Genomic DNA, 22,701 nt, shown 5'->3' on the forward strand with positions numbered 1-22,701 from the left:
GGCCGCGATCATAGCGCCGCCGATGTATACCGCTCGTTGCCTCGCCTGCCAGTGGCTGAACGCCCGCGTACAGGCCGCGTTGCCGGGCGACGCCCGGCATTCGGGTCAGGCCGGCAGGCCCGACAGCGCGCCCATGAACTGACGGTAATGGCGCAACTCTTCGATGGAATCATGCACATCGCTCAGCGCGGTATGGCTGGCGGTCTTGCCCACGCCGGCGGCCACGCCCGGGGCCCAGCGCCTGGCCAGTTCCTTGATCGTGGAAACGTCCAGGTTCCGGTAATGGAAGTACTTTTCCAGGCGCGGCATTTCACGGTGCAGGAAGCGACGATCCTGGCAGATCGAGTTGCCGCACATCGGCGAGGCGCCCGCCTTGATCCACTGCTGCAGGAAGGCGATCGTCTGCGCTTCGGCCTGCCCGAGCGTGACGGTGCTCTCGACCACGCGCTGCCACAGGCCGGAACGACGATGCTGGTTACGGTTCCACTCGTCCATCGCTTCCAGCCGCTCGACCGGATGATGGATCGCGAATTCCGGGCCTTCGGCCAGCACCTTCAACTGCGCATCGGTCACCACGGTGGCGATCTCGATGATCGCATCGTTGTCGGTGTCCAGACCGGTCATTTCCAGATCGATCCAGATCAGTCGCTCGCCTTCTGCGCCGTTGTCCGCCATGTGTTCGCCTTGTGCTGGGCCGCCGCTTGCGCCGCGACCTGGAATGGATAAGGCGCCCATGATACCGCCAACCCGTCACGACCCTGTCGCCGTGGAGGCCTTATTCCAGCAGCAGCGGCGGCTTGCCGCGCTTGGCGCGGAAGTAGTTGGTCAGCCGGGTGCTGGCGTCCTTGGCGAGCACGCCACCGTGGATCTCCACGCGGTGGTTGTGGCGCGGATCGCCGATCAGGTCGAACACGCTGCCGCAGGCACCGGTCTTGGGGTCTGTGGCGGCATACACCAGCCGCGCCACGCGTGCGTGCACGATGGCCATGGCACACATCGCACACGGCTCCAGGGTGACGTACAGCGTGCTGCCGATCAGCCGGTGGTTGGTGATCGCCCTGCCCGCCTGCCGCATCGCCACGATCTCGGCATGCGCGCTGGGGTCATGGTCGGCGATGTTGAGGTTCCAGCCTTCGCCGAGCACGGTGCCATCGGCACCGACCAGCACCGCGCCGACCGGAATTTCATTGAATTCACGCTCGGCACGCTCCGCCAGGCCCAACGCGTGGCGCATCCAATGCTCATCCTGGTCGTGCACCGGCACGCCCAGTGGTGGTGGCGGGGCGAGGCGCTCAACCATGGCCGTTGGCCGTGCGCACATAGGCCTCGAATGCGGCCAGGGTGGCCTCGCTGACGTGGTGCTCGATCCCTTCCGCGTCGCGGCGCGCCGAATCGGCGTCCACGCCCAGTGCCAGCAGGAACTGCTCCACCGTCTGGTGGCGGGCGCGCATCTCCACCGCCAGCTGCTCGCCGGCCGGGGTCAGGAACACGCCGCGATATGGCCGCTGGATCGCCCAACCCTCCTTGACCAGCCGCTTGAGCGCCTTGGCCACCGTGGGCTGCGCAACCCCGAGCCGGGTGGCGATATCCACCTGGCGGGCTTCGCGGCCATCGGCGATCAGGTCCGCGATCAGCTCCACGTAATCCTCGACCAGCTCGGACCGGCGCGCCTCACGCACCTGCACGAAGCCCTCGACATGCACCTGGGCATCGATCAGGGGCGAGGTGGCTTTACGGGTCGAGGACGGCATGGTGGCTCCAGCAATAGGCCGGTGGCGAAGGGCTGCGGCGCCCGCACAGTTTACCTCACGGGGGTTTGCGACTGATCCGGGCCGGCCTGGGGCGGCCGGGGCGCCCCGGCCAGCGATAGATGGAGAACAGAATCAAACCGACGTCTCATTCACAGGATCTTTTGTTTGACAAATGATTTTTGGTGCCCGATATATACCCCACCTACTCAGCCATGGACCCGGCCGAAGGCCAAGGAGCAGCATGGACGCATCCGCGCTACGGAAGTACGGCAGCCTCGCGCTGATCATCGTGTTGGCCGCGCTGATGACGGCGCTGGCCGTGCAGAACCGGCAGCTCCGCCAGCAGCAGGCCCTGCTGGTGAGCAAGGTCGAACAGATCTCCAAGGCCGCTCACGGCCTTCCGGAAGGCGCCCAGCCTGAAGCACTCCAGAGCACCGCACTGGACGGCCAGGCGGTCACCCTCGCCGGCCCGGCCAGCGGCCGCCAGGTCCTGTATTTCTTCTCTCCCGCCTGCAAGTTCTGCCTGGCCTCCGTGCCGCAGATCCAGGCGCTGGACGCCGCCGGACGGAACAACGGGAACCGCGCCTTCGAGATGCTCGGCGTCAGCCTGCCGCCCCATGAAAGCGCTGCGGACTACGCGCGCCAGCATGGCTTTGCGTTTCCCGTAGTGAACGATACCGATGACCGAATCCGGCAGCGCTACACCGCGACCATGGTGCCGATGGTAGTGGTGATCCAGGACGGCAAGGTGATCTATCGCCACGTCGGCCAACTCAAGGACAGCTCGGTCAATGCCATCACCGGCGCCTTCGTGGTGAACGCTGCGCGCAGTGCGGTGCCCGTCCCGGCAGGCTGAGTCCCTCTGACGCCGCTCCCGGCGGCGTACCCAAGGTCTGTCCGCACCGGCTCATGGAGCGGATCGACAGTTCGTCGATTTTCCTTCCCATCCGAGGAGTTGAACGATGACGTCGAAACACACGCTGTCCCTGCTTGGCGGCCTCGCCGTCGCCGGCATGCTCGCCTTTGCTTCGGCCGAGGCCTTCGCCACCGCTGCCACGCCCGCCGCGTTGTCCGGCTGCAAGGCGGCACCGCACTGCGACTATGGCGCCAATCCGGACGGCACGTGCTGCCCGCTGACGGATCCACCGGCCCGGTAAACCGCATCGCGCACCACCCGTTGCATCCGCATGATCCACAACAGGAGAAACACCATGAAGTCCAAGAAAGTCGTCTCGGTCTTTGGCGGTATCGCTGTTGTCTGCGCCTTGGCATTTGCTTCGAGCCAGGCGGTGGCAACCTCCAGCCAGCCCAAACAGCTGGAAGGTTGCCCCTACAAGCCCGGCTGCACCTATGGCGGGCACAGCGAGATCCGTTGCTGCCAGCCGGTGTAACACCCCAGCTGCAGCCACACGATCCGCCCGCATCATCCTTGCAAGGAGAGAGTGACCATGATGTCCAGGAAACTGTTGTCGGCCTTCGGTGGCATGACGCTGATCTGCGCACTGGCTTTTGCCTCCGGCCAGGCGCTGGCGACCTCCAGCCAGCCCACGCCACTGGCGGGCTGCGAAGATCAGCCCGGCTGCACCTACGGCGGCCACGGCCTGTATCTGTGCTGCGAGCCGCTGTAAGCACCACGACCATCCCGGCGCCATGCCGGGATGGTTCTATCGGCTTCAGCGTGGTCGACGCTGAAGCGCAGTCTCAAACAGCACGGTGCCTTCGCGATTCTGCGCCACCAGTGTGCCGCCATGCGCACGCGCGAACTCGCTGGCGATGAACAGGCCCAGCCCCAGTCCGCGGCTATCGTGGAAACTGGCCTTGAACGGTTCGAACAACCGCGGCAGCAACGCCTCGGGAATCTGCCCGGCATTGCGCACCTGCAACCGCAGCGGCGCGCTGCGCTCGCCCTCCAGGCGCACCACCACCGGTGCATCACCACCATGCAGCACCGCGTTGCCGATCAGGTTGGACAGCAGCTGCGCCAGGCGATCTGGATCGCCCTGCAAGTGGGCATCACCCTGGACCTGCAGATCGATGGTCGCCTGCGGATGCGCACGCCCGATCTCGGCCACGACCGATGCGGCCACGTCCGCCAGATCGCATTCGGTGCTGTGCAGGCGCAGGCCACCGGTGCGGATCTTCGAGAAATCCAGCAGCTGATCCACCATCCGCGCCATCCGCTGCGCACTGTTCTCAAGGTGGCCAAGCGTGCGCTGCACCGCGCCATCGTCGGGCAGGTCCAGCGACAACTTATCGGCGCACAGCAGGATCGATGCCAGCGGCGTGCGCAGATCGTGCGTCAACACGGCCATCATCGTCTCGTTGAGCTTGAGCGCATGCTCCAGCGCCTCGTTGCGCGTCTTCAGCAGCTGCTTCTGCTGGTAGAGCTCGATGAACACATTGACCTTGCTCATGATCACCTGCGGCTCGATCGGCTTGTGCAGGAAATCCACCGCGCCGGATTCGTAGCCCTTGAAGGCACGCACGGGGTCGTTCGGTGAGGCGGTCAGGAAGATGATGGGTACATCGCGACTGCGCTGCGAGCCACGCATCAGCTCGGCCAACGAGAACCCGTCGATCTCCGGCATGTGCACATCCAGCAGCGCGAGCGCGACCTCATGCTCCAGCAGCAGCTCGAGCGCCTCGGCGCCGGACAGCGCGCACAGGATCTCCAGGCCGGGGCGGCGCAGCAGCGCCTCCATCGCGACCAGGTTCTGCGGGATGTCATCGACAATCAGCAGCTTCACGCAATCGGTGGTGGCAGTCGACCCGGCGGGTTCGATCAGGTTCATCGGGTAAGACCTTTCATACGCGTGCAGATGGAGGTGAGCGGGAGCACGGCATCGGCACCGGCGTGCGCCAGGGCGGATGCGGGCATCATCGAGGAATATGCCTCCTCAGGGCATTGGATCCAGGCTTCGCCGCCGGCCTGGCGGACAGCGGCGATGCCATCACTGCCATCCGCGCTGGCGCCGGTCAGCAGGATCGCCAGCACGCCATCGCCGAACACATCGGCGGCGCTTTCAAACAGCGGATCGATGGCCGGACGCGAGAACAGCACCGGCGGGTCCACCGACAGCGCCAGCGTGGCACGGTCCTCGACCAGCAGATGGTAGTCCGGCGGCGCGAAGGTGACCGTACCCGGCTGCAGGGGCTGCTTGTCCTCGGCCTCGCGCACCGGCAGCGGGCAGCCGGCGTCGAGCAGGCCGGCAATGCGGCTCGGCCGATCACGTGGCAGATGCAGCACCACCAGCACGGGCAGCGCCAGTGTGGTCGGCAGCGATGACAGCAGCGCCTGCAGCGCGCTGACCCCACCGGCCGACGCGCCGATGACCACCAGATCGAACCGGCTGCGTTGCGACGCGCCGCTCATCAGGCCAGCTTCCGATACAGGCGCTGGTCGCGCGCGCAGGCCTCGAACAGGTCGGCATGCGCGCCGAACTGCAGCGATTCCTTGCTGCCCAGCCCGAGGAAGCCGCGATGGACCAGCGCCTCATGGAACAGGCCGATGGCACGGTCCTGCAGGGGCCGCTGGAAATAGATCAGCACGTTGCGGCAGGACACCAGGTGGACTTCGGAGAACACGGTATCGGTGGCCAGACTATGGTCGGCGAACACGATGTTGCGCTTCAGGCGGCGATCGAACACCACGCTGCCGTAGCCGCTGCTGTAGTAATCGGAGAGCGAGCCGGTGCCGCCGGCGGCCAGATAGTTGCGGCTGAACTGCGCCAGCCGGTCCAGCGCGAACGCCCCGGATTCGGCCGCCTGCAGTGCTTCGGGGTTGATGTCGGTGGCGTAGATGATCGCGCGGTCCAGCAGGCCTTCCTCATGCAGCAGGATCGCCAGCGACCACACCTCCTCGCCGGTACTGCACCCGGCGATCCACAGCTTGATCGACGGATAGGTGCGCAGCACCGGCACGGCGTGCTCACGCAGCACCCGGAAATACGGCGGGTCGCGGAACATCTCCGAGACCTGCACGGTGAAGTACTGCATCGCCTGGGCGAAGGTCTCCGGCTCGTGCAGCAGCCGGTGCTGCAGCGCCCCCATGGTCGGGCAGTCGAAGCGCGCCATGGCATGGCGCATGCGCCGCCGCAGCGATGCCAGCGCATAGTCACGGAAGTCGTAGTGGTAGCGCTGGTAGACCGCCTCCAGCAACAGCTTCAACTCCAGGTCGAACAGCTCCGTTTCATTCATCGGCGCGAGCACCACACCCGGCACAGCGAGACCAGCTTGTCCACATCGATCGGCTTGGCGATGTAGTCATTGGCACCGGCCTGCAGGCAGTGCTCGCGGTCGTCCGGCATCGCCTTGGCGGTCAGCGCGATGATCGGCAGGTCGCGCCAGCGGTTGTCGGCACGGATCTCGCGCATGGCGGTCAGCCCGTCCATCTCCGGCATCATGATGTCCATCAGCACCAGGTCGATTTCCGGGCGCAGCTTCTCCAGCGCCTCGCGGCCGTTGCGGGCGATATCCAGGGTCACGCCCAGCGGCTCGAGCACGCTGGACAGCGCGAAGATGTTGCGCACGTCGTCCTCGGCCAGCAGCACGGTGCGGCCATCCAGCACCGCATCGCGGCGGCGGGCCTCGCGCAGCAGGCGCTGCTGGTCGGTCGGCAGCGAGGCCTCGACACTGTGCAGGAACAGGGTCACCTCATCGAGCAGGCGCTCGGGCGAGCGCGCGCCCTTGATGATGATGCTCTTGGAATAGCGGCGCAGGCGCTGCTCTTCATCGCGGGTCAGCGCGCGGCCGGTATAGACGATCACCGGCGGGAACGCGACGGCGTCATTGCCGGCCATGCGTTCGAGCAGGTCATAACCGGTGCCGTCAGGCAGCGCCAGGTCGGTGACCATGCAATCGAAGGTGGAGCCGGCCAGTTCGGCCATCGCCTCGGTGATGGTGCCGACCGCCGTGATTTCCAGCTGGTCGCGGCCGAGCAGCAGTTGCAGGTTGGAGCGCAGCTCGCTGTCGTCCTCGACGATCAGCAGGCGGCGCATGTCGCGCTGGCTGGTGGCCTCCAGCTGCTGGATCGCGCCGAGCAGGCGCTCGCGCGTGGCCGGCTTGATCACATAGCCGATCGCACCCAGCTCCATCGCCACCTGCGAACGTTCCAGCCCGGACACCACGTGCACCGGGATGTGGCGCGTGGCCGGGTCGCGCTTGAGGCGCTCCAGCACGCTCAGCCCGGAGACATCGGGCAGGCCGATATCGAGCAGGATGCCGTTGGGGCGCAACTCGGCAGCCAGACTCAGCGCTTCCTCGGCGGTGCCGGCGACCACGCAATCAAAGTCCAGTTCATGCGCCATCGAGACCAGCGCGCTGGCGAACGCCGTATCGTCCTCGACCACCAGGATCATGCGGCCCGCGCGGCTGCGGCGGCCCCGGTCATCCATCACCTTGGCCGCGGGTGCGGGTGCGGGTGCGGGGGTGGATTCGGCGTGGGCACGGCCCAGCGAAGCAGCGGCAGGCACGGCCGGTGCTGCCACGGCGGCGGGACGTACGTCGTGCACGACGTTGTGGGCGCTGCCGGTACCGCCACCGGCCAGCAGCGGCAGCTCCAGCGTGAAGCAACTACCCCGGCCCGGCTCGCTGGAGACAGCGATGCTGCCGCCCATCCGGGCAGCCAGATCGCGCGAGATCGACAGTCCCAGCCCGGTGCCCCCATAACGGCGGCGGGTGCTGCCATCGGCCTGGCGGAAGGCTTCGAAGATGACCGCGGTCTGTTCGTCGGGAATGCCGATGCCGGTATCGGACACGGCGAACTGGATCCGCCCTGCCCCGGCACTGCGCACCTTCAACGACACGCTGCCGTGTTCGGTGAACTTGACCGCATTGGCCAGCAGATTCTTCAGGATCTGCTGCAGGCGCTGGCTGTCGGCCAGCAATTGGGCCGGCGCGTCCGGCGCGGCGCTGATCTCCAGGCTCAGGCCCTTCTGCACGGCCATCGGCTCGAAGGTTTCCTTCAGGCGCTGCAATACGCTGGACACCGCGAGATTTTCTTCAACCAGCTCGACATGGCCAGCCTCGATCCGCGACAGGTCCAGAATGTCGTTGATCAGCGCCAGCAGGTCGTTGTTGGAGGAATGGATCGCCTGGGCGTACTTGACCTGCTCGGCGGTCAGCGTGCCGTCCTTGTTGTCGGCCAGCAGCTTGGCCAGGATCAGCGAGCTGTTGAGCGGGGTGCGCAGCTCGTGGGACATGTTGGCCAGGAATTCGGATTTGTAGCGCGAACTGGCCTCCAGTTCGGCGCTGTTCTGCACCAGCTGCGCCTGGGCCAGCAGCAGGGCCTGCTGGCGCGACTCCAGCTCATGGGTGCGCTCTTCGAGCTGCACATTGGTCTGTTCCAGCTCGGCCTGCTGCTGCTCCAGGTTGGCCTGGGAATGCAGCAGGCTGCGGCTCTGCTCTTCCAGCTCCTCATTGGCCACGCGCAGTTCTTCCTGCTGGGTCTGCAGCTCTTCGCTCTGGCGCTGGGTTTCCTCCAGCAGTTCCACCAGCTGCGCATTGAGCAGCGCCGCGCGCAGCGCGATGCCGATCGGCTCGGCGCACTGCAGCAGCAGCGCCATCTCCAGGCCACGCGCAGGCGAGACACCTGCCCGGCCCAGCTCGATCACGCCGATCACCACGCCATCGGCGGTGATCGGCCCCAGCAGGCGCTGATGCACGGTAGTGCGGCCCAGGAGGGTATCGATATCCAGCGGGCTGTCACTGTCCTCCAGCCGGCGCGCGCGGCCTTCGCGGATGATCTCGCCCCATTGCCCGGTATGCGCCGGCAGCGTCTCCGGCAGCTGCGAAGGCAGCGCGGCACCACCGACCAGCACCAGCCGCTCGCCCTGCAGGCGATACATGGCGCCGACATCGGCATTGAGCTGCGCGCACAGCGCGCGCATGGCCGCATCGGCCAGTTCACGCGGGGTGGGATCGCCCTGCAGGCTGGTGCCCACCACGTTTTCGCCGGCCTGCAGCCACAGCGCATCGGCCGCTTCACGGCGCGCACTGATGGCCTTCATCACGGTCAGCGCCATCATCAGGAAAGCAACGCCGCCGATGCTGCGGTTGACGAAGGAGAACGCCGAGTTGCTGCTGGACGGGGCCACGTTGTAGCCCACCGCAAGCAGGATGCAGGACCCGATCGCCACCAACAGAGGCACTTCCATGCGGCGCTGGAACAGCGTGATGCCGACCGCCATGAAGTAGGTCAACCAGACCGCGTAGCCCAGCGGCACCACCATCTCCGTGCCCAGCGTGGCGGCCATCAAGGCGGCCGACGCCAGCCAGATCCAACGGTCACGGGCGGTAGGCGCAGAATTCATACCGTGTTCCAGCTCAAAAGGGGCCTGATGGTACCCGAAGCGGTAAACGGGTGTTAAGCGCCAGAAGTCAGCGTGTTTGACGCACGTTCTTGACACTTTCTTCACATGGACGCCCCTACGGTTCGGTCCCTTATCGGGGGAGTCGATAACCGTCGTGGTCCAGGCCGTATCCAGCGTTGCACCGCTCGCCGACGAAAGCCGGCAGCTGAAGCTGTTGATCGACAACGTGAGCGATCACGCGATCTATCTGCTCGATACGCAGGGCAGTATCTGCAGCTGGAACCGTGGCTGCGAACGGGTCAAGGGCTATGCCGCCGAGGCCGTCATCGGCAAGCACGTAAGCCTGTTCTATACCCCCGAAGACCAGCAGCTGGGCGTCCCGGAGCAGGCGCTGGCGTACGCGCGGGACCATGGCCGCTTCGTCGGTGAAGGCTGGCGGGTGCGCTGCAACGGCGAGCGGTTCCGCGCCGGCGAGGTGATCGAACCTGTCCGCGAAGACGGCTGCCTGCTCGGTTTCGTCAAGGTCACCCAGGATGTCACCGAACGCTACCAGGCCCAGCGCCTGCTGCAGGATGCGCAGCGCGCGCACGTGCAGCAGCGCCAACTGGACAATGTGGGCCGGCTGACCCGCGGCCTGGCCCATGAATTCAACAACCTGCTGACCACCATCGGCAACGCCCTGGATCTGATCGCCCTGCGCCCCGGCGCCGACGGGCGTACCCAGGAGCTGGTGGACCTGGCCCATGCCGCCGCCGACCGCGGCTCGCTGCTGACCCGCCAACTCTTGGCCTTCTCCGCTGATCAGACGCTGGTGCGCGAGCCGATCGTGGTGCAGGACTTCCTGCTCGATGCCCTGCCCGTACTGCGCCGCGCCTGCCCGACGGGCATCGAGGTGCAGCTGGATCTGACCTCGGATCTGCCCCCGATCGTCACCGATGGCGTACAGTTGCACAGCGCCGTGTTGAATCTGGTGCTCAATAGCGGCGAAGCGATGCCCCAGGGCGGCACGGTCACGATCACGGCCGAGGTCGAACAGCGGCTGGCGCCGGATCTGTCCCAGCCCATGCGCCGCCACTATGTCGCCATCGCGGTGACCGATCAGGGCAATGGCATGCCCCCGGACATCGCCGAGCGCGCCAGCGAGCCGTTCTTCACCACCAAGGAAATCGGCAAAGGCAGCGGACTGGGGCTGAGCCAGGTGTTCGGCTTCGTTTCCCAGTGCGACGGCTTCGTCGACGTACAAACCGCCCCCGGACGCGGGACCACCGTCCGTCTGTTGTTACCTGTCATTGAGGAAGTCGAGCATGTCTGAGCCCCTACGCGTATTGATGGTCGAAGACCAGCAGGACCTGCGTGAACTGATCGGCCAGGCGCTGCAGGACTTCGGTATCGAAATCCACACCGCCGACGACGGCCCGGCCGCGCTGCGGCTGATGCAGGACCCGGGCGGGTTCGATGTGGTGTTCAGCGATATCAGCATGCCCAACGGCATGAGTGGTGTTGAGTTGAGCGAGCATGTGGCCGATGTACTGCCCAATGCGCGCATCATCCTGGCCTCCGGTTACGCCCGCTCGCAGCTGCCGCCGCTGCCCGAGCATGTCGAATTCCTGCCCAAACCGTATCGTCTTCGCCAGCTGGTGACGTTGCTGCAGTCACCGGTCGCGCCCTGCTGAGCGAGCGCAATGCCGCCAGCGTGAACGCTTCATCCGCGCCGCTCATGCTTCACATCGGTTCTGCATTCCACTGGGGATAGTCGTGGTGTAGTCGGAACAGGGCGCGGTAGATGCTGGACAGAAGTGATGATGTAGATCGGATGGCGCTGATCGAAGCGCTCAACGTGATGGACCCTGCGTTGGGTACTGCGCTGGACCCGATCACCGAACTGGCGGCGTTTACCTTCGGCGTTCCGATCGCGCTGGTGTCCATCTTCGATGCCGAGCACCAGCACATCATCTCGCGCGTCGGGCTGACGCTCACCCGCAACGAACGGCACGCATCGATCTGCGCCTGGGCGTTGGGCGCCAGCGACGTGCTGCAGGTGACGGACCTGCGCCTGGATTCGCGTTTTGCCGACAATGCCCTGGTGACCGGCCCGCAGCAGCTGCGCTTCTACGCCGGCGCCCCGCTGGTTACCAAGGCCGGCATCGCACTTGGCACACTGTGCATCATGGGCCGTGAGCCCCGTCAGTTGTCGGCCGAAGAACAGCTGCAGCTGCAGACGCTGTCACGGGTGGTGGTCGCGCAGATGGAGCTGAAGATGTCGCTGGGCCGGCGCGAGCAGATCAGCGGCCTGCCCAATCGGCAGCAGTTCCAGGCTGACCTCAATGCCCTGTCCCGCCGTGGCCAGGCGCATGCATTCACCGCCGTGCTGCTGGATGTATTCGATCTGCAAAGTGCCAACGAGGCCGGCCAGGCGCTGGGCATGAAGCCGGTGGAAACCTTGCTGCGCCAAGCGGCGCTGCGGGTGCAGGACGTGCTGCGCGATATCGCACAGGTCTATCACGTGGGGGTGACCCGCTTCGCCTTCCTGCTGCCGGACCACTCGCATCACCAGACCGAAGCACTGCTTGACCGCCTGCGCGTCCGCATGCGCCGGCCGCTGATGGCTGGCCGCATTCCGATGTCGCCGCAGTTCCATGCCGGTGTATGCGACTTCCTCCCCGTACCGGGCCAGACCGCGGATCTGGTCCGCAAATGCCTGGTCGCCATGCACCACGCCATCCAGACCGATGCCTGCCTGTGCTGGTACTCGCAGGAACGCGACGATGCCCTGCGCCGGCGTTACCGCTTGGCCTCCGACGCCGGGCGCGGGCTGGCCCAGCACCAGTTCAGCCTGGTGTACCAGCCACGCTTCGATCTGCTCGACGGGCTGCCGGTATCGGCCGAGGCGCTGCTGCGCTGGACCCACCCGATGCTCGGCCCGATCAGCCCCGGCGAATTCATCCCGGTGCTCGAGCGCACCGCGCTGATGCCCGCGATCAGCCGCTGGGTCATCGATCACGCCCTGGCCCAGGCCGCGCAATGGCAGGAGCGCGTGCCCGGCTTCAGCCTCTCCATCAATCTTTCCCCGCGCGACTTCGATGATCAGTGTGTATGGAGCGTGCTGTCCGAGCGACTGCACGCCTACGGGCTCGCCCCCGGCCTGATCGAGATCGAGATCACCGAAGGCCAATGGCTCAATCACCACCCCGCGGCGTTGCCGCAACTGCGCGACATGGCGGCGGCCGGCGTGCCCATCGCGATTGACGACTTCGGCAGCGGCTACAGCAATTTCGGCTACCTCAGCGAGGTGCCGATCAGCCACATCAAGATCGACCAGACGCTGGTCACCGGGCTGGCGCACTCACGCACCGCGCGGCTGAAAGTGGAGGCCATCATCAAGCTCGCGCGGCAGCTCGGGTATCGCACGGTGGCCGAAGGCGTGGAGAACGAAGCCGAACTCTCGCTGCTGCGGCTGTGGGGCTGCGACGAAGCACAGGGCTATCACCTCGCGCGCCCCATGCACCCTGACGCGGTGCTGCAGCTGGTCAGTGGCTGCCGCGCGGGTCCCTTGCCGGATGCCGGCTGAGACCCCGCGACGCGATCGGCAGCCCGGGCGATAATGGCCAGCCCGCCTGCCTCGCTGCCAGACCATGACCGATCTCACCCCGCTGCCCACCCTGCCGCTCGGCCATTACCGCCATTTCAAAGGCGGCAACTACGAGGTCATCGGTATCGTCCGCCATAGCGAAACGCTGGCGCCGATGGTGCTCTACCGGCCGCTGGATTCGCAGGTCGGCCTGTGGGTGCGCCCGTACGAGATGTTCGTGGCACAGGTGGAGGTGGAGGGGCAGTGGCGTGCGCGTTTCGCGCGGGTTGAAGCAAAGGACTGAAAGGCGACCGGTTCGCCCATACCGTGCGATCAGCTCAACGCGGCCCCACGCCCATCCACCAGTTCACGCAACCGCGCCGTCACCGCGCGGAACTGCGCCGGCAGCGTCGCGGCATCCAGTGCATCGACCTGGCGCGACAGCAGCGACAGCGCCTCGGCCATGCTGACCACCGCCTGCCCTGCCTCACCCTGCGCCTCCGGGACATCCAGGTGCGCGCCGATCACACCGGCCAGCACCTCGAAGGCTTTCACCGTAGCGCCATCGAGCCTGGAGGGATTCGGATCGAGCGCGCACAGGGTGCCGTGAAAACCGCCGTCGCGGCGGAACATCGGCACCGAAATGTAGCTTTCGAACCCGTACAGCGCCGGCGTGGGATGGCTCGAGAACACCGGGTGGGTGCTGGCCTGATCGAACTGCACCAGATGGCGATGTTCGCGGATCTCATCGCAGATGGTGGTTTCCAGCACGAGGTCATCGCCGGGTCGCAAGCCAAAATCAAGACGATCATGCACGGCGCAGGCGGTCCAGCGGTCTGCAGTGACGCGCGCCACCGCGACGAAGCGCATGCCGGTCATCGCACTGGCCAGTTCCAGCATGCCCGGCACCGCCGGCATGGCCATCAAAGCGGCCACGTCATCCAGGCGCGGATCCGTGGAATGGGCAAGCGATGCCGCCGGCGCCATGCCGGGACCATCATCGTCCAACGGGTTGTCCAGCGCGGCAAGCCGACGGTTGAGCACCTTCGCGTTGACCTCGTTGAACAGGCCGCGCACGGCGGCCGACAACGCCCTGGCATCGGCAATGGCACCGACGAAATGGATACCCTCCCCGACCAGGCGGATCTGCTCCACGCCGTGATCCACCCGCAGCAATGGCCAGGCCAGACGATGCAGCATTCGCATCCAGTCATTGCGTGGGGTGTCATCCAGCAGCGCGGTCACAATCACGCGCTGCGGCGCCGTGCCCGCTTGCGGACCGGGCAGATCAAAACCGATGAGGGCGGGAAAGCCCGGACGGGTGGACATCGCAACAACCTCTCTGGCGGCACTGCGCAGCCATCGAAGGGGTGGCTTTGGAGCGAAATTGTCGCATGAATGGGCGAGACCGGCCGTGATCGGCTGCCGATCCGGCCCGGAGGCGGACCGCTGACGCTCTCATCCAACGGACGCCCCCTCCAACCACAAGGACGTTTCGATAGGGGCCTGCTTGGGGTGTTGTGGATCGTCGTTCCGTTCGCCATCTTCGGGATCAAGGCGCTGCTGCGGCAGCTCGTGGCGGAGCAGCGATGGACCAATGAGATTCTCAGCCGCGTCCACGGCGACCGTATTCCGCCACCCGCGCCCGAACCGCAACCGTTCAGGGTCGCGCCGTATCCGTGAATGGGAGCGATAAGCAGCGTCCGCCTGGGATACACGGGGGCATCGGCGGTGCGACCAGCGGGGGTGCGAATCCAGCGTTCCATGCGCCCCACTGATTAATGTTGCGCCGCAGCAGTACAATGCCGCGCTTCCCCGATCGACGCCGCCGCCTGCATGAGCTCCTCCTCCGTCCCTCTGGCCGCCCGGCTCTCGCCGCGCGAGCGCACTCTGATCCTGCTGGCCTTGTCGCTGGGCGGCTTCGCCATCGGCACCAGCGAGTTCGCCAGCATGGGGCTGATGCTGGAAATCAGCCGCGGACTGTCCATCAGCGAGACCCAGGTCGGCCACCTGATCAGTGCCTACGCCGTCGGCGTGGTGGTCGGCGCACCGGTGCTGGCCTTCGCCGGTGCCGGCTTCGCCCGCCGCAACCTGCTGCTGGCACTGATGGGGTTCTATGCCATCGGCAACCTGGCCAGCGCGCTGGCGCCGAACTACGGCACGATGCTGCTGGCCCGCTTCGTCGCCGGTCTGCCGCATGGCGCGTATTTCGGCGTAGCAATGCTGGTGGCTGCGGCGATCAGTCCCCCGGCCCAACGCGGCGCGGCGGTATCGAAGGTGCTGCTCGGCTTGTCCGTTGCCATCCTGGTCGGCAACCCACTGACCACGTGGCTCGGCCAGCAGCTCAGCTGGCGCACTGCGTTCGCGGTGGTCAGCGTGCTGGCGATCGCCACCGTGGTGATGATCGCGCGCTTCCTGCTGCCCGATCCGGATGAAGTCCGCACCTCGCCGATGCGCGAACTGCGCGCCTTCAACCGCACCCAGGTGTGGCTGGCGCTGGCGATCGGTTCGGTCGGTTTTGCCGGCATGTTCTGCGTGTTCACTTACCTCGCCCCGACCCTGGTGCAGGTCACCGGCCTGGCCGAATCGTGGATGCCGCTGGCCGTGGGCATCTTCGGTATCGGCGCGATCATCGGCAACGTAGCCGGTGGCTGGCTGGTGGACCGCTTCCAGTTCCGCGCTGCGGCGGTAGTGCTGGTGTGGTCGATCCTGGTGCTGCTCGCCTTCCCGCTGGCCGCGCAGTCGGTGTGGAGCGTGTTCCCGATGATCATCGCCGTCGGCACCATGGGCGCCCTGGCGGCCGTACTGCAGACCCGCCTGATGGATGTGGCCGGCGAAGCGCAGACGCTGGCGGCCGCCTCCAACCACGCGGCGTTCAACACCGCCAACGCACTGGGCCCGTGGTTCGGCGGCATGGCGATCGGCGCCGGCTTCAGCCCGGCGGTGACCGGTTACGTCGGCGCCGCCACCGCGCTGGGCGGCCTGCTGCTATGGGGCGTGGCGATGCTGGTGGACCGCCGCTCGCGCAGCGTGCCGGTGCTGCAGCAGTAAGCGCACCGCCAGCCCCGTCGGCCAATTCGAATCCCTGCCCAGGCAGGGATTTTTTTTATTTCCCCTATCATGGGCATCCGATCAAACCGCGCCACCCGTGCTGTTCCGGCCACGGCCGCAACGATGGCCGCACCTGGATACACCGATGACGTACGAATGGGCCCCGAGCGACTGGGGTCAACGCCTCACGCGATCACCGCACTGGCACCTGCGCCTGGAAGACGACCAGCTGGTCCTGACCGTTGACGGTCGCCCCTGCCCCGCGCCGCTGGAGGCACTGCAGGTGCACCCGCGCCTGCCCTGGGCACGGCTTACCCTGCACCGCGACGGGCATGCCCCGCTGACGCTTGGCGGCTTGAACACGGCTGCGGCTCGACAGTTGGCCTGCACCTTGGCCGAGCTGCGCGGTGAACAGCGCCAGCGCGACCATGTCGCTCTGTTCCAGCAGGCCCACGCCGCGATCCAGCGCTGGCTTGGCCAGGTGCAGACCGCCACCGAACGGGCCGACGAGGAAGCGCTGTGGCTGACCCACGAGCAGCAGCAGGCGCTGCTGCAGGCGCGCCCCACCCTGCCACTCGAGGAAGAGGCGCTGTGGGCGGTGTTCGACAACGCCGCACTGCGCAGCCAACTCGACGGTGATCCCGCTGCGATCGAAGCAACCTTGATGCGGTGGCTGGCCGACTGGCCAGCGACGTGGGCGCGCCGCAATGAGGCGCATCAGGTGCGCGAGCGGATGGCCAGCCGTGCGCTGCTGGATCACGTGGAAAGCCGCCCGCTCACCGATGAGCAGGCCCGCGCGGTGATCTGCTTCGACAACCGCGTCCAGGTGGTGGCCGCAGCGGGTTCGGGCAAGACCTCGACGATGGTGGCCAAGGCGGCGTACGCGATCGAACGCGGGCTGGTCGCGCCCGAGCGCATCGTCATGCTCGCCTTCAACAAGGAGGCCGCCACGGAACTGCAGGCACGCGCCGATCGCGCGTTCCATCGCCTCGGCCTGGGCGAGGTCCGGGTGGAGGCGCGTACGTTCCACGCGCTGGGCCGGCACATCATCGCCCAGGCCACGGGGCGGATGCCGCAGGTGCCGGAGTGGGCCGTGGATGCCACGCAGGGCTTCCACCGGCTGGCCGAGATCATCGACCAGCTCAAGGATCGCTCCCTCCATTTCCGTACCCAGTGGGACCTGTTCCGGCTGGTGTTCGGCCGTGATCTGCCCGTTGCCGGCGGGCCGCTGGAGGCAGAGGAATGGGACAAGGATGGGCAGGTCTACGTGCGTACGCTTCAGGGCGAGCGCGTGCGCAGCATCGAAGAATGCGTGATCGCGGACTGGCTGTTCTACAACGGCGTGGATTACGCCTATGCCCGGCGGCACGCCTTCGATGCCGGCACGGACGAATACCGCCAGTACCGGCCGGATTTCTGCTACCCCGGCATTGCGCTGAACCACGACCACCTCGCCCCGGAGGGACACGGCCAATCGCCGGCGCCTCCAGCTGGCCATCAGCGCTCCCACGGCACCGACCGGATCGAGACCACCTCGCACGAACTGCGCACGGGCGAACTGTTCCTGCGGCTGGGCGATGCGCTGTCGCAGCGCGGTCTCGAACTCGACCCGAATCCCGACCGCGAACTGCCCGAGGGCGGCGCGACACCGATGCCGGATACCGACCTGATCGGCCTGGTCCGGACCTTCATCAGCCACGCCAAGAGCAACGGCCTGCACGTGCAGGACATGGTCGAGCGGCTGCGTCGGCTGCCCGAGGATCACTTCAAGCACCGTTACCGCCTGTTTCTCGAGCTGATCATTCCGATCCTGGACGGCTGGGACGATGCGCTGGTCGCCGAGGGCGGCATCGACTTCGAGGACATGCTCAACCAGGCTGCCGAGCACCTGGAACAGGGCCGCTATGTCGCCCCGTTCGATCTGGTGATGGCCGACGAATTCCAGGATGCCTCGCGCGCCCGGGCCCGTCTGTGCCGCGCGCTGGTGCAGGCGCCTGGCAAGCATCTGTTCGCGGTCGGCGACGACTGGCAGTCGATCAACCGGTTTGCCGGCGCGGACGTCTCGGTGATGACCGGCTTCCTGGACTGGTTCGGCCCGGGCCAGGTGCTCAAGCTTGAACAGACGTTCCGCTGCCCGCAGGCGCTGTGCGATGTTTCCAGTGCGTTCGTGTCACGCAATCCAGCGCAGATACCCAAGCAGGTCCACTCGCTCACCCCGGCGTATGGCGCGGTGCTGCAGGCCTTCCAGGTGGCCTCGCGCGACCGGCTGGCCGGCGCGGTCGAGCAGTATCTGGCCCAGTTGCACCAGCAGTTGCTGACAGGTCAGGTGCCACCAGGCCATGACGGCAAGGTCACGGTATTCGTACTCGGCCGTTACAACGCAGACCGCGCGATGCTGCCGACCACATGGCGGGCACGCCATGGGCAGCACATGGAGGTGAGCTTCCTCACCGTACACCGGTCCAAGGGCATGGAGGCGGACTACGTGATCCTGCCCGGCATGCTGGATCGCCGCTTCCCCAATGCCCGCGCGGATGACCCCGTACTGGCGCTGGCGATGCCGGACGGCGATGCGTACCCGCTGGGTGAGGAACGCCGATTGTTTTACGTCGCGCTGACGCGCGCGCGCCGTTCGGTGGCGATGTTCACCGTGCAGGGCAAACGCTCGGCGTTCCTGACCGAACTGGTCAACGACGGCGCGGTACGCGTGACATCCATGGCCGGTGAAACGATCCACGAACAGGCCTGCCCTGCCTGCAAGGTGGGCGTGATCGTGCCGCGCACCGGGCCGTATGGCGCGTTCCAGTCCTGCTCGGCGTATCCACGCTGCGAATACAAGCCGCCGAAGACAGGGGGCCATGCCGGCTTGCGTACGGTCGCGGGAGCCTGAGCGATGCGCTACCGCTGCATGCGCAGCGCCTCGACCACCAGCGCGAAGGCGGGAGAATGCTGGCGGCGGCTGGGGTAATACAGGTGGTAGCCCGGGAACGGCGGGCACCAGTCCTCCAGCACGCGCACCAGGCGCCCCTGCGCCAGGTGGGGGGCGAACTCGTCTTCCGGCAGGAAGGCGATGCCCAGGCCGTCCAGCGCGGCCAGCACCATGTGCGGCGAGGTGTTGAAGGTCAGCTGTCCATCCACACGCACGTTGACCGCACGCCCCCGGCGTTCGAATTCCCAGGCATACAGCCCGCCACGGGTCGGGAACCGCATGTTGATGCAGCGGTGCGCCGTCAGTTCGGCCGGCACCGTGGGCACGGGCCGGGAGGCGAAATAGGCTGGAGAGGCCGCCGCCGCCATCCGCAGCGGCGGGCCGATCGGTACGGCGATCATGTCTTTGTCGATGCTCTCGCCCAGGCGCACGCCGGCATCGAAACGGTCGGCAACGATATCCCGGAGCCCATAGCTGACATCGAACTCGATGCCGATGTCCGGGTAGTCCTGCAGCAGCGGCGTCAGCCTCGGCAGCAGAAGGGTCTTCAACGGAAAATCGCCACTGGTCAGCCGCACCAGGCCCGCGGGTTTGTCGCGCAGCTCGGTCAGGGCATCCAGCTCAGCCTCGATCTCATCGAACCGGTTGCCGATCGCCGCCAGCAATCGCTCCCCGGCGGCGGTGGCTGACACGCTGCGCGTGGTGCGGGTGAGCAGGCGTATCTCAAGCCGTTCTTCCAGGGCCTTGAGGGCTTGGCTCAGTGCCGAGGGAGTCACCCCGAGCACACTGGCCGCCCGCGTGAAACTGCCCTCCCGGGCGACCGTGACGAAGGCGAGCAGATCATTGAGGTTGCGGCGTGCCATGGGCGCAGTCTGCCACGGCGGATTGATTAGTAAAGCTGCATACCCCCTTCTTCATTCGTTATCTAATCAACGCCCTGCCGCCCCGGCAGACTGGTCCGGCCTCCCCACCTCTCTCTGGACGCCGATGAACAAGACCCTGGCGCTGTTGGCGCTGCTGATCCTTCCCTTGCTTGCCTCAGGAGCCGACATGTCCCACGGCGCAGACAACTTCTACACCAGTGACCAGGTGACCGTGCAGAAGGTCACGTTCAAAAACCAGTACCGCATGCAGGTCGCCGGCAATCTGTTCGTGCCCAAGGCACTGGACCGTTCCACCCGGCACGCCGCGATTGTCGTCGGTCACCCGATGGGTGCGGTAAAGGAACAGAGCGCCAACCTCTATGCCACCCGCATGGCCGAGCAGGGCTTCATTACCTTGTCGCTGGATCTGTCGTTCTGGGGCGAAAGCGAAGGTGAACCGCGCAATGCAGTGTCGCCCGACATCTATGCCGAAGACTTCAGCGCCGCCGTCGATTTCCTGCGCGCGCAATCGTTCGTGGACAAAGACCGCATCGGTGCCATCGGCATCTGTGGCAGCGGCAGCTTCGTGATCAGTGCCGCCAAGATCGACCCGCGGATCCAGGCCATCGCCACGATCAGCATGTATGACATGGGCGGCGCCAACCGCAATGGATTGGGCCATGCCGTCACCGTGGAACAGCGCAAAGCCGCCATCGCCGCTGCCGTCGCCCATCGCGATGCCGAATTCGCCGGCCAGCCGCCCCGTTACACCAGCGGCTCGGTGCATCGGATCGATGCGGATTCCTCGCCGATCGAACGCGAGTTCTACGATTTCTACCGCACGCCGCGGGGTGAGTACACGCCGGCCGGTTCGTCGCCCGAGCTGACCACGCACCCTACCCTCACCAGCAACCTGAAATTCCTGAACTTCCATCCGTTCGCAGATATCGAGACGATCTCGCCGCGCCCGATGCTGTTCGTCACCGGTGAGACCGCCCATTCGCGGGAGTTCAGTGAAGAGGCCTACCGCCTGGCCGGGCAGCCCAAGCAGCTTGTCGTGGTGCCGGGCGCCGGCCATGTGGACCTGTACGACCGGGTGGACCTGATCCCGTTCGATACGTTGACGCAGTTCTTCCGCGCCAACCTGCATTGAACCGGCATCAGGACGTGCTCGTGCCCTCACCGCCGGTGAATGCCACCGCCCGCCAATGGGGCGGCGTGCTGGCGATGTCCCTCGGTGCGTTTGCCCTCGTGGCCGCCGAGTTCATGCCGGTGAGCCTGCTCACTCCGCTGGCGCGCGATCTGCACGTCAGCGAGGGGCAGGCCGGTCAGGCCGTCGCCGTCTCCGGCGCCTTCGCACTGGTCACCAGCCTGATCATCGCGCCTCTCGCCGGCGGGGTCGATCGCAAGCGGCTGCTGCTCGCGCTTACCGTGACCATGATGCTGTCGGCGACGCTCGCCGCATTGGCCCCCGACTTCACCACCTTCATGGTCGGGCGCGCGTTGATCGGCATCGCGATCGGTGGCTTCTGGTCGATGTCGGCGGCCACTGCCATGCGCCTGGTACCACCACACCAGGTGCCGCGCGCGCTGGCGCTGGTCAATGGCGGCAGTGCCCTGGCCATGGTGGTGGCGGCACCGCTGGGAAGCTACTTCGGTGCCGTGGTCGGCTGGCGCGGCGCGTTCTTCCTGCTGGTGCCCGTGGCCTTTGCCGCCCTGCTGTGGAAGATGGCGACACTGCCGCGCATGGAGGCAACCGGTGCGCCCGCCTCATGGAACGTGCTCGGGCTGCTCCGGCACCGCGTTGTGGCGCTGGGGATGCTCGCCACCTGTCTGTTCTTCATGGGGCAGTTCGCACTATTCACCTACCTGCGGCCCTATCTGGAGACAGTGGGCGGCATCACCGTCTCGACGCTGTCGCTGATCCTGCTGATGATCGGCGGTGCCGGGGTGATCGGCACCGTGTTGATCGAGCCGTTCGTGAAGAACTGGCTGTATGTCACCTTGATTGTGCTTCCGTTGCTGATGGCGGCGTTGGCCCTGGCCCTGGCATTGGCGGACCCGGCGCTGCCGCTGACGGCGATACTGCTTGGCCTGTGGGGTCTGTTCGGCACCTCGGCACCGGTTGCGTGGTGGACCTGGCTGGCCAGGACGCTGCCACGCGATGGAGAAGCCGCCGGTGGGCTGATGGTGGCCGTTGTACAGATGGCGATCGCGCTGGGCGCCACCCTGGGCGGCGTGCTGTTTGACGGGCTCGGCTATCGCGCCACGTTCATCGCCAGCGCCGGGGTGTTGATGGCTTCGATGTGGGTCGCGGTGCTTGCCCGGCACGCCAGTCACCGCGGTGCCGCACTGGCGACATGATCATTGTCGTGGCGCCGGCGGCCACCGCTCAGCCGCGCGCAGCGGCCAGTGCAGCATCGATCTGCGCAAGCAACCCACGCCGTTCCGGCACGCCCGGCATCACCCGCACCAGGTTGCGGACCATCCGCAGGTCCTGTTGCCTGCCAAGCTGATCACCCAGCGCATGCAGCGCGCGCGCCTGGTGGCCCGGTCCTGTCCGTTTGACCGAGGCCACGAGCGCACTGTCCAGTGCGGGCATCGCCTCCAGCTGCATCCGCAGGCGACGCACTCTGCGCCGCCAGCGATGCAGGTCCTGCGGATCTGCGGTGCGGGCGGCGCGCTTCTCCGCCTTGGCAGTACGGCGTTCGCTGCGGGCCAGACCCTTGCGGAGATCGCGCGCACTCAGCGCGTCCCATGGCTGCGCCTGGAGTTCACCGGCGATACGCAGCAGCGCCGCGTGACGACGTGCAAACGCCGGGTCGCGCGCCAGCGCCCGGGCGAGCAATACGTCGCGCCGCGCCATCAACCGCCTGCACACCTCTGACCACGGCGGGGCGGGCTGCTGCGCGGCGAGGTGCTGGCAGGTCTCCACCACCACATGGGCATCGCGCAAGGCCGACAACCCGTGGCCGAGCCGGCGCAGGGCCGCGTCAGTCCGGGCGGTCTCAAGGTCGCTGCTCTCCAGCACGGCGAGCAGCGCGCGAAGGCGGCGTATCGTCTTGCGCGCCCGATGCACGGCATCGTGGACATCGGGCTGGAGCGCCAGCGCAGCGGCGATGGCCCTGCACTCACGGTCTGCCAGTGCGCGGGCGGCAGGGCCGATGGCGGGTGGCGACATGGCGGTTTCCCCCGGAGGCGTCGGGGGATTGTACCCATGCCGGCGGTC

At 66.9% G+C, this 22,701-nt stretch carries 23 protein-coding genes; 13 read left to right on the plus strand and 10 right to left on the minus strand.

The window, feature by feature from the left end; genetic code table 11:
* Positions 1-105: 105 nt before the first annotated feature.
* The 3 genes from orn to mntR form a co-directional block, all read right to left on the minus strand.
* Positions 106-675, minus strand: a complete 570-nt coding sequence (gene orn / locus ACW6W5_RS09300) for an oligoribonuclease (protein ID WP_152151230.1) — start codon at positions 673-675, stop codon at positions 106-108.
* Between the two features lie 100 nt (positions 676-775).
* Positions 776-1,300: a tRNA adenosine(34) deaminase TadA gene (tadA, locus tag ACW6W5_RS09305; protein WP_088435395.1), complete on the minus strand. Its 525-nt coding sequence runs from the start codon at positions 1,298-1,300 to the stop codon at positions 776-778.
* Positions 1,293-1,751: a manganese-binding transcriptional regulator MntR gene (gene mntR / locus ACW6W5_RS09310; protein WP_121037359.1), complete on the minus strand. Its 459-nt coding sequence runs from the start codon at positions 1,749-1,751 to the stop codon at positions 1,293-1,295. Before mntR ends, tadA begins: the two co-directional genes overlap by 8 nt.
* Before the next feature lie 241 nt (positions 1,752-1,992).
* Between mntR and ACW6W5_RS09315 the strand changes: the two genes are divergently transcribed.
* From ACW6W5_RS09315 to ACW6W5_RS09330, 4 genes are all read left to right on the plus strand, one after another.
* Positions 1,993-2,607 (plus strand): peroxiredoxin family protein, encoded by a 615-nt coding sequence (locus ACW6W5_RS09315; RefSeq protein WP_193222740.1) that lies wholly within the window; start codon positions 1,993-1,995, stop codon positions 2,605-2,607.
* 106 nt (positions 2,608-2,713) lie between these two features.
* A complete protein-coding gene (locus ACW6W5_RS09320) occupies positions 2,714-2,908 on the plus strand; it encodes a hypothetical protein (protein WP_152151226.1) in 195 nt (64 codons plus the stop codon).
* A gap of 54 nt (positions 2,909-2,962) precedes the next feature.
* On the plus strand, positions 2,963-3,142 hold the full coding sequence (locus ACW6W5_RS09325) for a hypothetical protein (protein ID WP_121037368.1): 180 nt from the start codon (positions 2,963-2,965) through the stop codon (positions 3,140-3,142).
* A gap of 57 nt (positions 3,143-3,199) precedes the next feature.
* The gene (locus ACW6W5_RS09330; protein WP_121037371.1) at positions 3,200-3,379 is read left to right on the plus strand and encodes a hypothetical protein; all 180 of its coding nucleotides are present in this window, start codon (positions 3,200-3,202) and stop codon (positions 3,377-3,379) included.
* Positions 3,380-3,424: 45 nt separating this feature from the next.
* On the opposite strand, the gene ACW6W5_RS09335 is transcribed toward ACW6W5_RS09330, so the two are convergent.
* The 4 genes from ACW6W5_RS09335 to ACW6W5_RS09350 are packed head-to-tail and all read right to left on the minus strand — an operon-like array spanning position 3,425 to position 9,061.
* Positions 3,425-4,543, minus strand: a complete 1,119-nt coding sequence (locus ACW6W5_RS09335; protein ID WP_152151224.1) for a hybrid sensor histidine kinase/response regulator — start codon at positions 4,541-4,543, stop codon at positions 3,425-3,427.
* Complete coding sequence (locus ACW6W5_RS09340) at positions 4,540-5,124, minus strand: chemotaxis protein CheB (protein WP_152151222.1); 585 nt, start codon at positions 5,122-5,124, stop codon at positions 4,540-4,542. The genes ACW6W5_RS09335 and ACW6W5_RS09340 overlap by 4 nt, the downstream gene beginning before the upstream one ends.
* Entirely contained in the window at positions 5,124-5,972 is an 849-nt protein-coding gene (locus tag ACW6W5_RS09345; RefSeq protein ID WP_183073658.1) for a CheR family methyltransferase, read from the minus strand. The genes ACW6W5_RS09340 and ACW6W5_RS09345 overlap by 1 nt, the downstream gene beginning before the upstream one ends.
* On the minus strand, positions 5,945-9,061 hold the full coding sequence (locus tag ACW6W5_RS09350) for a response regulator (RefSeq protein ID WP_152151221.1): 3,117 nt from the start codon (positions 9,059-9,061) through the stop codon (positions 5,945-5,947). Before ACW6W5_RS09350 ends, ACW6W5_RS09345 begins: the two co-directional genes overlap by 28 nt.
* Before the next feature lie 154 nt (positions 9,062-9,215).
* On the opposite strand from ACW6W5_RS09350, the gene ACW6W5_RS09355 reads away from it, so the two are divergent.
* The 4 genes from ACW6W5_RS09355 (at position 9,216) to ACW6W5_RS09370 (ending at position 12,933) form a co-directional block, all read left to right on the plus strand.
* The gene (locus ACW6W5_RS09355) at positions 9,216-10,373 is read left to right on the plus strand and encodes a two-component system sensor histidine kinase NtrB (RefSeq protein WP_152151219.1); all 1,158 of its coding nucleotides are present in this window, start codon (positions 9,216-9,218) and stop codon (positions 10,371-10,373) included.
* Positions 10,366-10,734 (plus strand): response regulator, encoded by a 369-nt coding sequence (locus ACW6W5_RS09360; protein WP_121037386.1) that lies wholly within the window; start codon positions 10,366-10,368, stop codon positions 10,732-10,734. Before ACW6W5_RS09355 ends, ACW6W5_RS09360 begins: the two co-directional genes overlap by 8 nt.
* Before the next feature lie 140 nt (positions 10,735-10,874).
* The gene (locus ACW6W5_RS09365; protein WP_226956575.1) at positions 10,875-12,629 is read left to right on the plus strand and encodes a putative bifunctional diguanylate cyclase/phosphodiesterase; all 1,755 of its coding nucleotides are present in this window, start codon (positions 10,875-10,877) and stop codon (positions 12,627-12,629) included.
* 64 nt (positions 12,630-12,693) lie between these two features.
* A complete protein-coding gene (locus tag ACW6W5_RS09370; protein ID WP_152151218.1) occupies positions 12,694-12,933 on the plus strand; it encodes a DUF1653 domain-containing protein in 240 nt (79 codons plus the stop codon).
* A 29-nt stretch (positions 12,934-12,962) separates the two neighbouring features.
* Here the strand turns inward: ACW6W5_RS09370 and ACW6W5_RS09375 are convergent, their stop codons facing one another.
* Positions 12,963-13,958, minus strand: coding sequence for a GAF domain-containing protein (locus ACW6W5_RS09375; RefSeq protein ID WP_226956574.1), 996 nt, complete (start codon positions 13,956-13,958; stop codon positions 12,963-12,965).
* Between the two features lie 186 nt (positions 13,959-14,144).
* Here ACW6W5_RS09375 and ACW6W5_RS09380 point away from each other — a divergent pair, with 186 nt between their 5' ends.
* The 3 genes from ACW6W5_RS09380 to ACW6W5_RS09390 all read left to right on the plus strand — a co-directional run bounded on the left by ACW6W5_RS09380 (position 14,145) and on the right by ACW6W5_RS09390 (position 18,570).
* A complete protein-coding gene (locus ACW6W5_RS09380; protein WP_193222750.1) occupies positions 14,145-14,312 on the plus strand; it encodes a hypothetical protein in 168 nt (55 codons plus the stop codon).
* 153 nt (positions 14,313-14,465) lie between these two features.
* On the plus strand, positions 14,466-15,680 hold the full coding sequence (locus ACW6W5_RS09385) for an MFS transporter (protein ID WP_121037395.1): 1,215 nt from the start codon (positions 14,466-14,468) through the stop codon (positions 15,678-15,680).
* Between the two features lie 145 nt (positions 15,681-15,825).
* Positions 15,826-18,570, plus strand: coding sequence for a UvrD-helicase domain-containing protein (locus ACW6W5_RS09390; RefSeq protein ID WP_152151216.1), 2,745 nt, complete (start codon positions 15,826-15,828; stop codon positions 18,568-18,570).
* 8 nt (positions 18,571-18,578) lie between these two features.
* On the opposite strand, the gene ACW6W5_RS09395 is transcribed toward ACW6W5_RS09390, so the two are convergent.
* Positions 18,579-19,472 (minus strand): LysR family transcriptional regulator, encoded by an 894-nt coding sequence (locus ACW6W5_RS09395; RefSeq protein WP_152151215.1) that lies wholly within the window; start codon positions 19,470-19,472, stop codon positions 18,579-18,581.
* A 124-nt stretch (positions 19,473-19,596) separates the two neighbouring features.
* Between ACW6W5_RS09395 and ACW6W5_RS09400 the strand changes: the two genes are divergently transcribed.
* Together ACW6W5_RS09400 and ACW6W5_RS09405 are read left to right on the plus strand one after the other, a co-directional pair.
* Entirely contained in the window at positions 19,597-20,625 is a 1,029-nt protein-coding gene (locus tag ACW6W5_RS09400) for an alpha/beta hydrolase (protein ID WP_152151213.1), read from the plus strand.
* 20 nt (positions 20,626-20,645) lie between these two features.
* Positions 20,646-21,836 carry an MFS transporter gene (locus ACW6W5_RS09405; protein ID WP_226956573.1) on the plus strand — a complete coding sequence of 397 codons (1,191 nt, stop codon included), beginning with the start codon at positions 20,646-20,648 and terminating at the stop codon, positions 21,834-21,836.
* A 28-nt stretch (positions 21,837-21,864) separates the two neighbouring features.
* Here the strand turns inward: ACW6W5_RS09405 and ACW6W5_RS09410 are convergent, their stop codons facing one another.
* Positions 21,865-22,653: a CHAD domain-containing protein gene (locus ACW6W5_RS09410; RefSeq protein WP_152151211.1), complete on the minus strand. Its 789-nt coding sequence runs from the start codon at positions 22,651-22,653 to the stop codon at positions 21,865-21,867.
* Positions 22,654-22,701: the final 48 nt, after the last annotated feature.

The organism is Stenotrophomonas sp. IS26 (assembly GCF_054188265.1).

Bases quoted from the DNA above. Each gene is read 5' to 3' on its own strand.
- orn (WP_152151230.1), bottom strand. From the start codon at position 675: ATGGCGGACAACGGCGCAGAAGGCGAGCGACTGATCTGGATCGATCTG.
- ACW6W5_RS09325 (WP_121037368.1), top strand. From the start codon at position 2,963: ATGAAGTCCAAGAAAGTCGTCTCGGTCTTTGGCGGTATCGCTGTTGTC.
- ACW6W5_RS09350 (WP_152151221.1), bottom strand. From the start codon at position 9,061: ATGAATTCTGCGCCTACCGCCCGTGACCGTTGGATCTGGCTGGCGTCG.
- ACW6W5_RS09315 (WP_193222740.1), top strand. From the start codon at position 1,993: ATGGACGCATCCGCGCTACGGAAGTACGGCAGCCTCGCGCTGATCATC.
- tadA (WP_088435395.1), bottom strand. From the start codon at position 1,300: ATGGTTGAGCGCCTCGCCCCGCCACCACCACTGGGCGTGCCGGTGCAC.
- ACW6W5_RS09390 (WP_152151216.1), top strand. From the start codon at position 15,826: ATGACGTACGAATGGGCCCCGAGCGACTGGGGTCAACGCCTCACGCGA.
- ACW6W5_RS09335 (WP_152151224.1), bottom strand. From the start codon at position 4,543: ATGAACCTGATCGAACCCGCCGGGTCGACTGCCACCACCGATTGCGTG.
- ACW6W5_RS09395 (WP_152151215.1), bottom strand. From the start codon at position 19,472: ATGGCACGCCGCAACCTCAATGATCTGCTCGCCTTCGTCACGGTCGCC.
- ACW6W5_RS09385 (WP_121037395.1), top strand. From the start codon at position 14,466: ATGAGCTCCTCCTCCGTCCCTCTGGCCGCCCGGCTCTCGCCGCGCGAG.
- ACW6W5_RS09365 (WP_226956575.1), top strand. From the start codon at position 10,875: ATGGCGCTGATCGAAGCGCTCAACGTGATGGACCCTGCGTTGGGTACT.
- ACW6W5_RS09400 (WP_152151213.1), top strand. From the start codon at position 19,597: ATGAACAAGACCCTGGCGCTGTTGGCGCTGCTGATCCTTCCCTTGCTT.
- mntR (WP_121037359.1), bottom strand. From the start codon at position 1,751: ATGCCGTCCTCGACCCGTAAAGCCACCTCGCCCCTGATCGATGCCCAG.
- ACW6W5_RS09320 (WP_152151226.1), top strand. From the start codon at position 2,714: ATGACGTCGAAACACACGCTGTCCCTGCTTGGCGGCCTCGCCGTCGCC.
- ACW6W5_RS09360 (WP_121037386.1), top strand. From the start codon at position 10,366: ATGTCTGAGCCCCTACGCGTATTGATGGTCGAAGACCAGCAGGACCTG.
- ACW6W5_RS09410 (WP_152151211.1), bottom strand. From the start codon at position 22,653: ATGTCGCCACCCGCCATCGGCCCTGCCGCCCGCGCACTGGCAGACCGT.
- ACW6W5_RS09340 (WP_152151222.1), bottom strand. From the start codon at position 5,124: ATGAGCGGCGCGTCGCAACGCAGCCGGTTCGATCTGGTGGTCATCGGC.
- ACW6W5_RS09370 (WP_152151218.1), top strand. From the start codon at position 12,694: ATGACCGATCTCACCCCGCTGCCCACCCTGCCGCTCGGCCATTACCGC.
- ACW6W5_RS09330 (WP_121037371.1), top strand. From the start codon at position 3,200: ATGATGTCCAGGAAACTGTTGTCGGCCTTCGGTGGCATGACGCTGATC.
- ACW6W5_RS09375 (WP_226956574.1), bottom strand. From the start codon at position 13,958: ATGTCCACCCGTCCGGGCTTTCCCGCCCTCATCGGTTTTGATCTGCCC.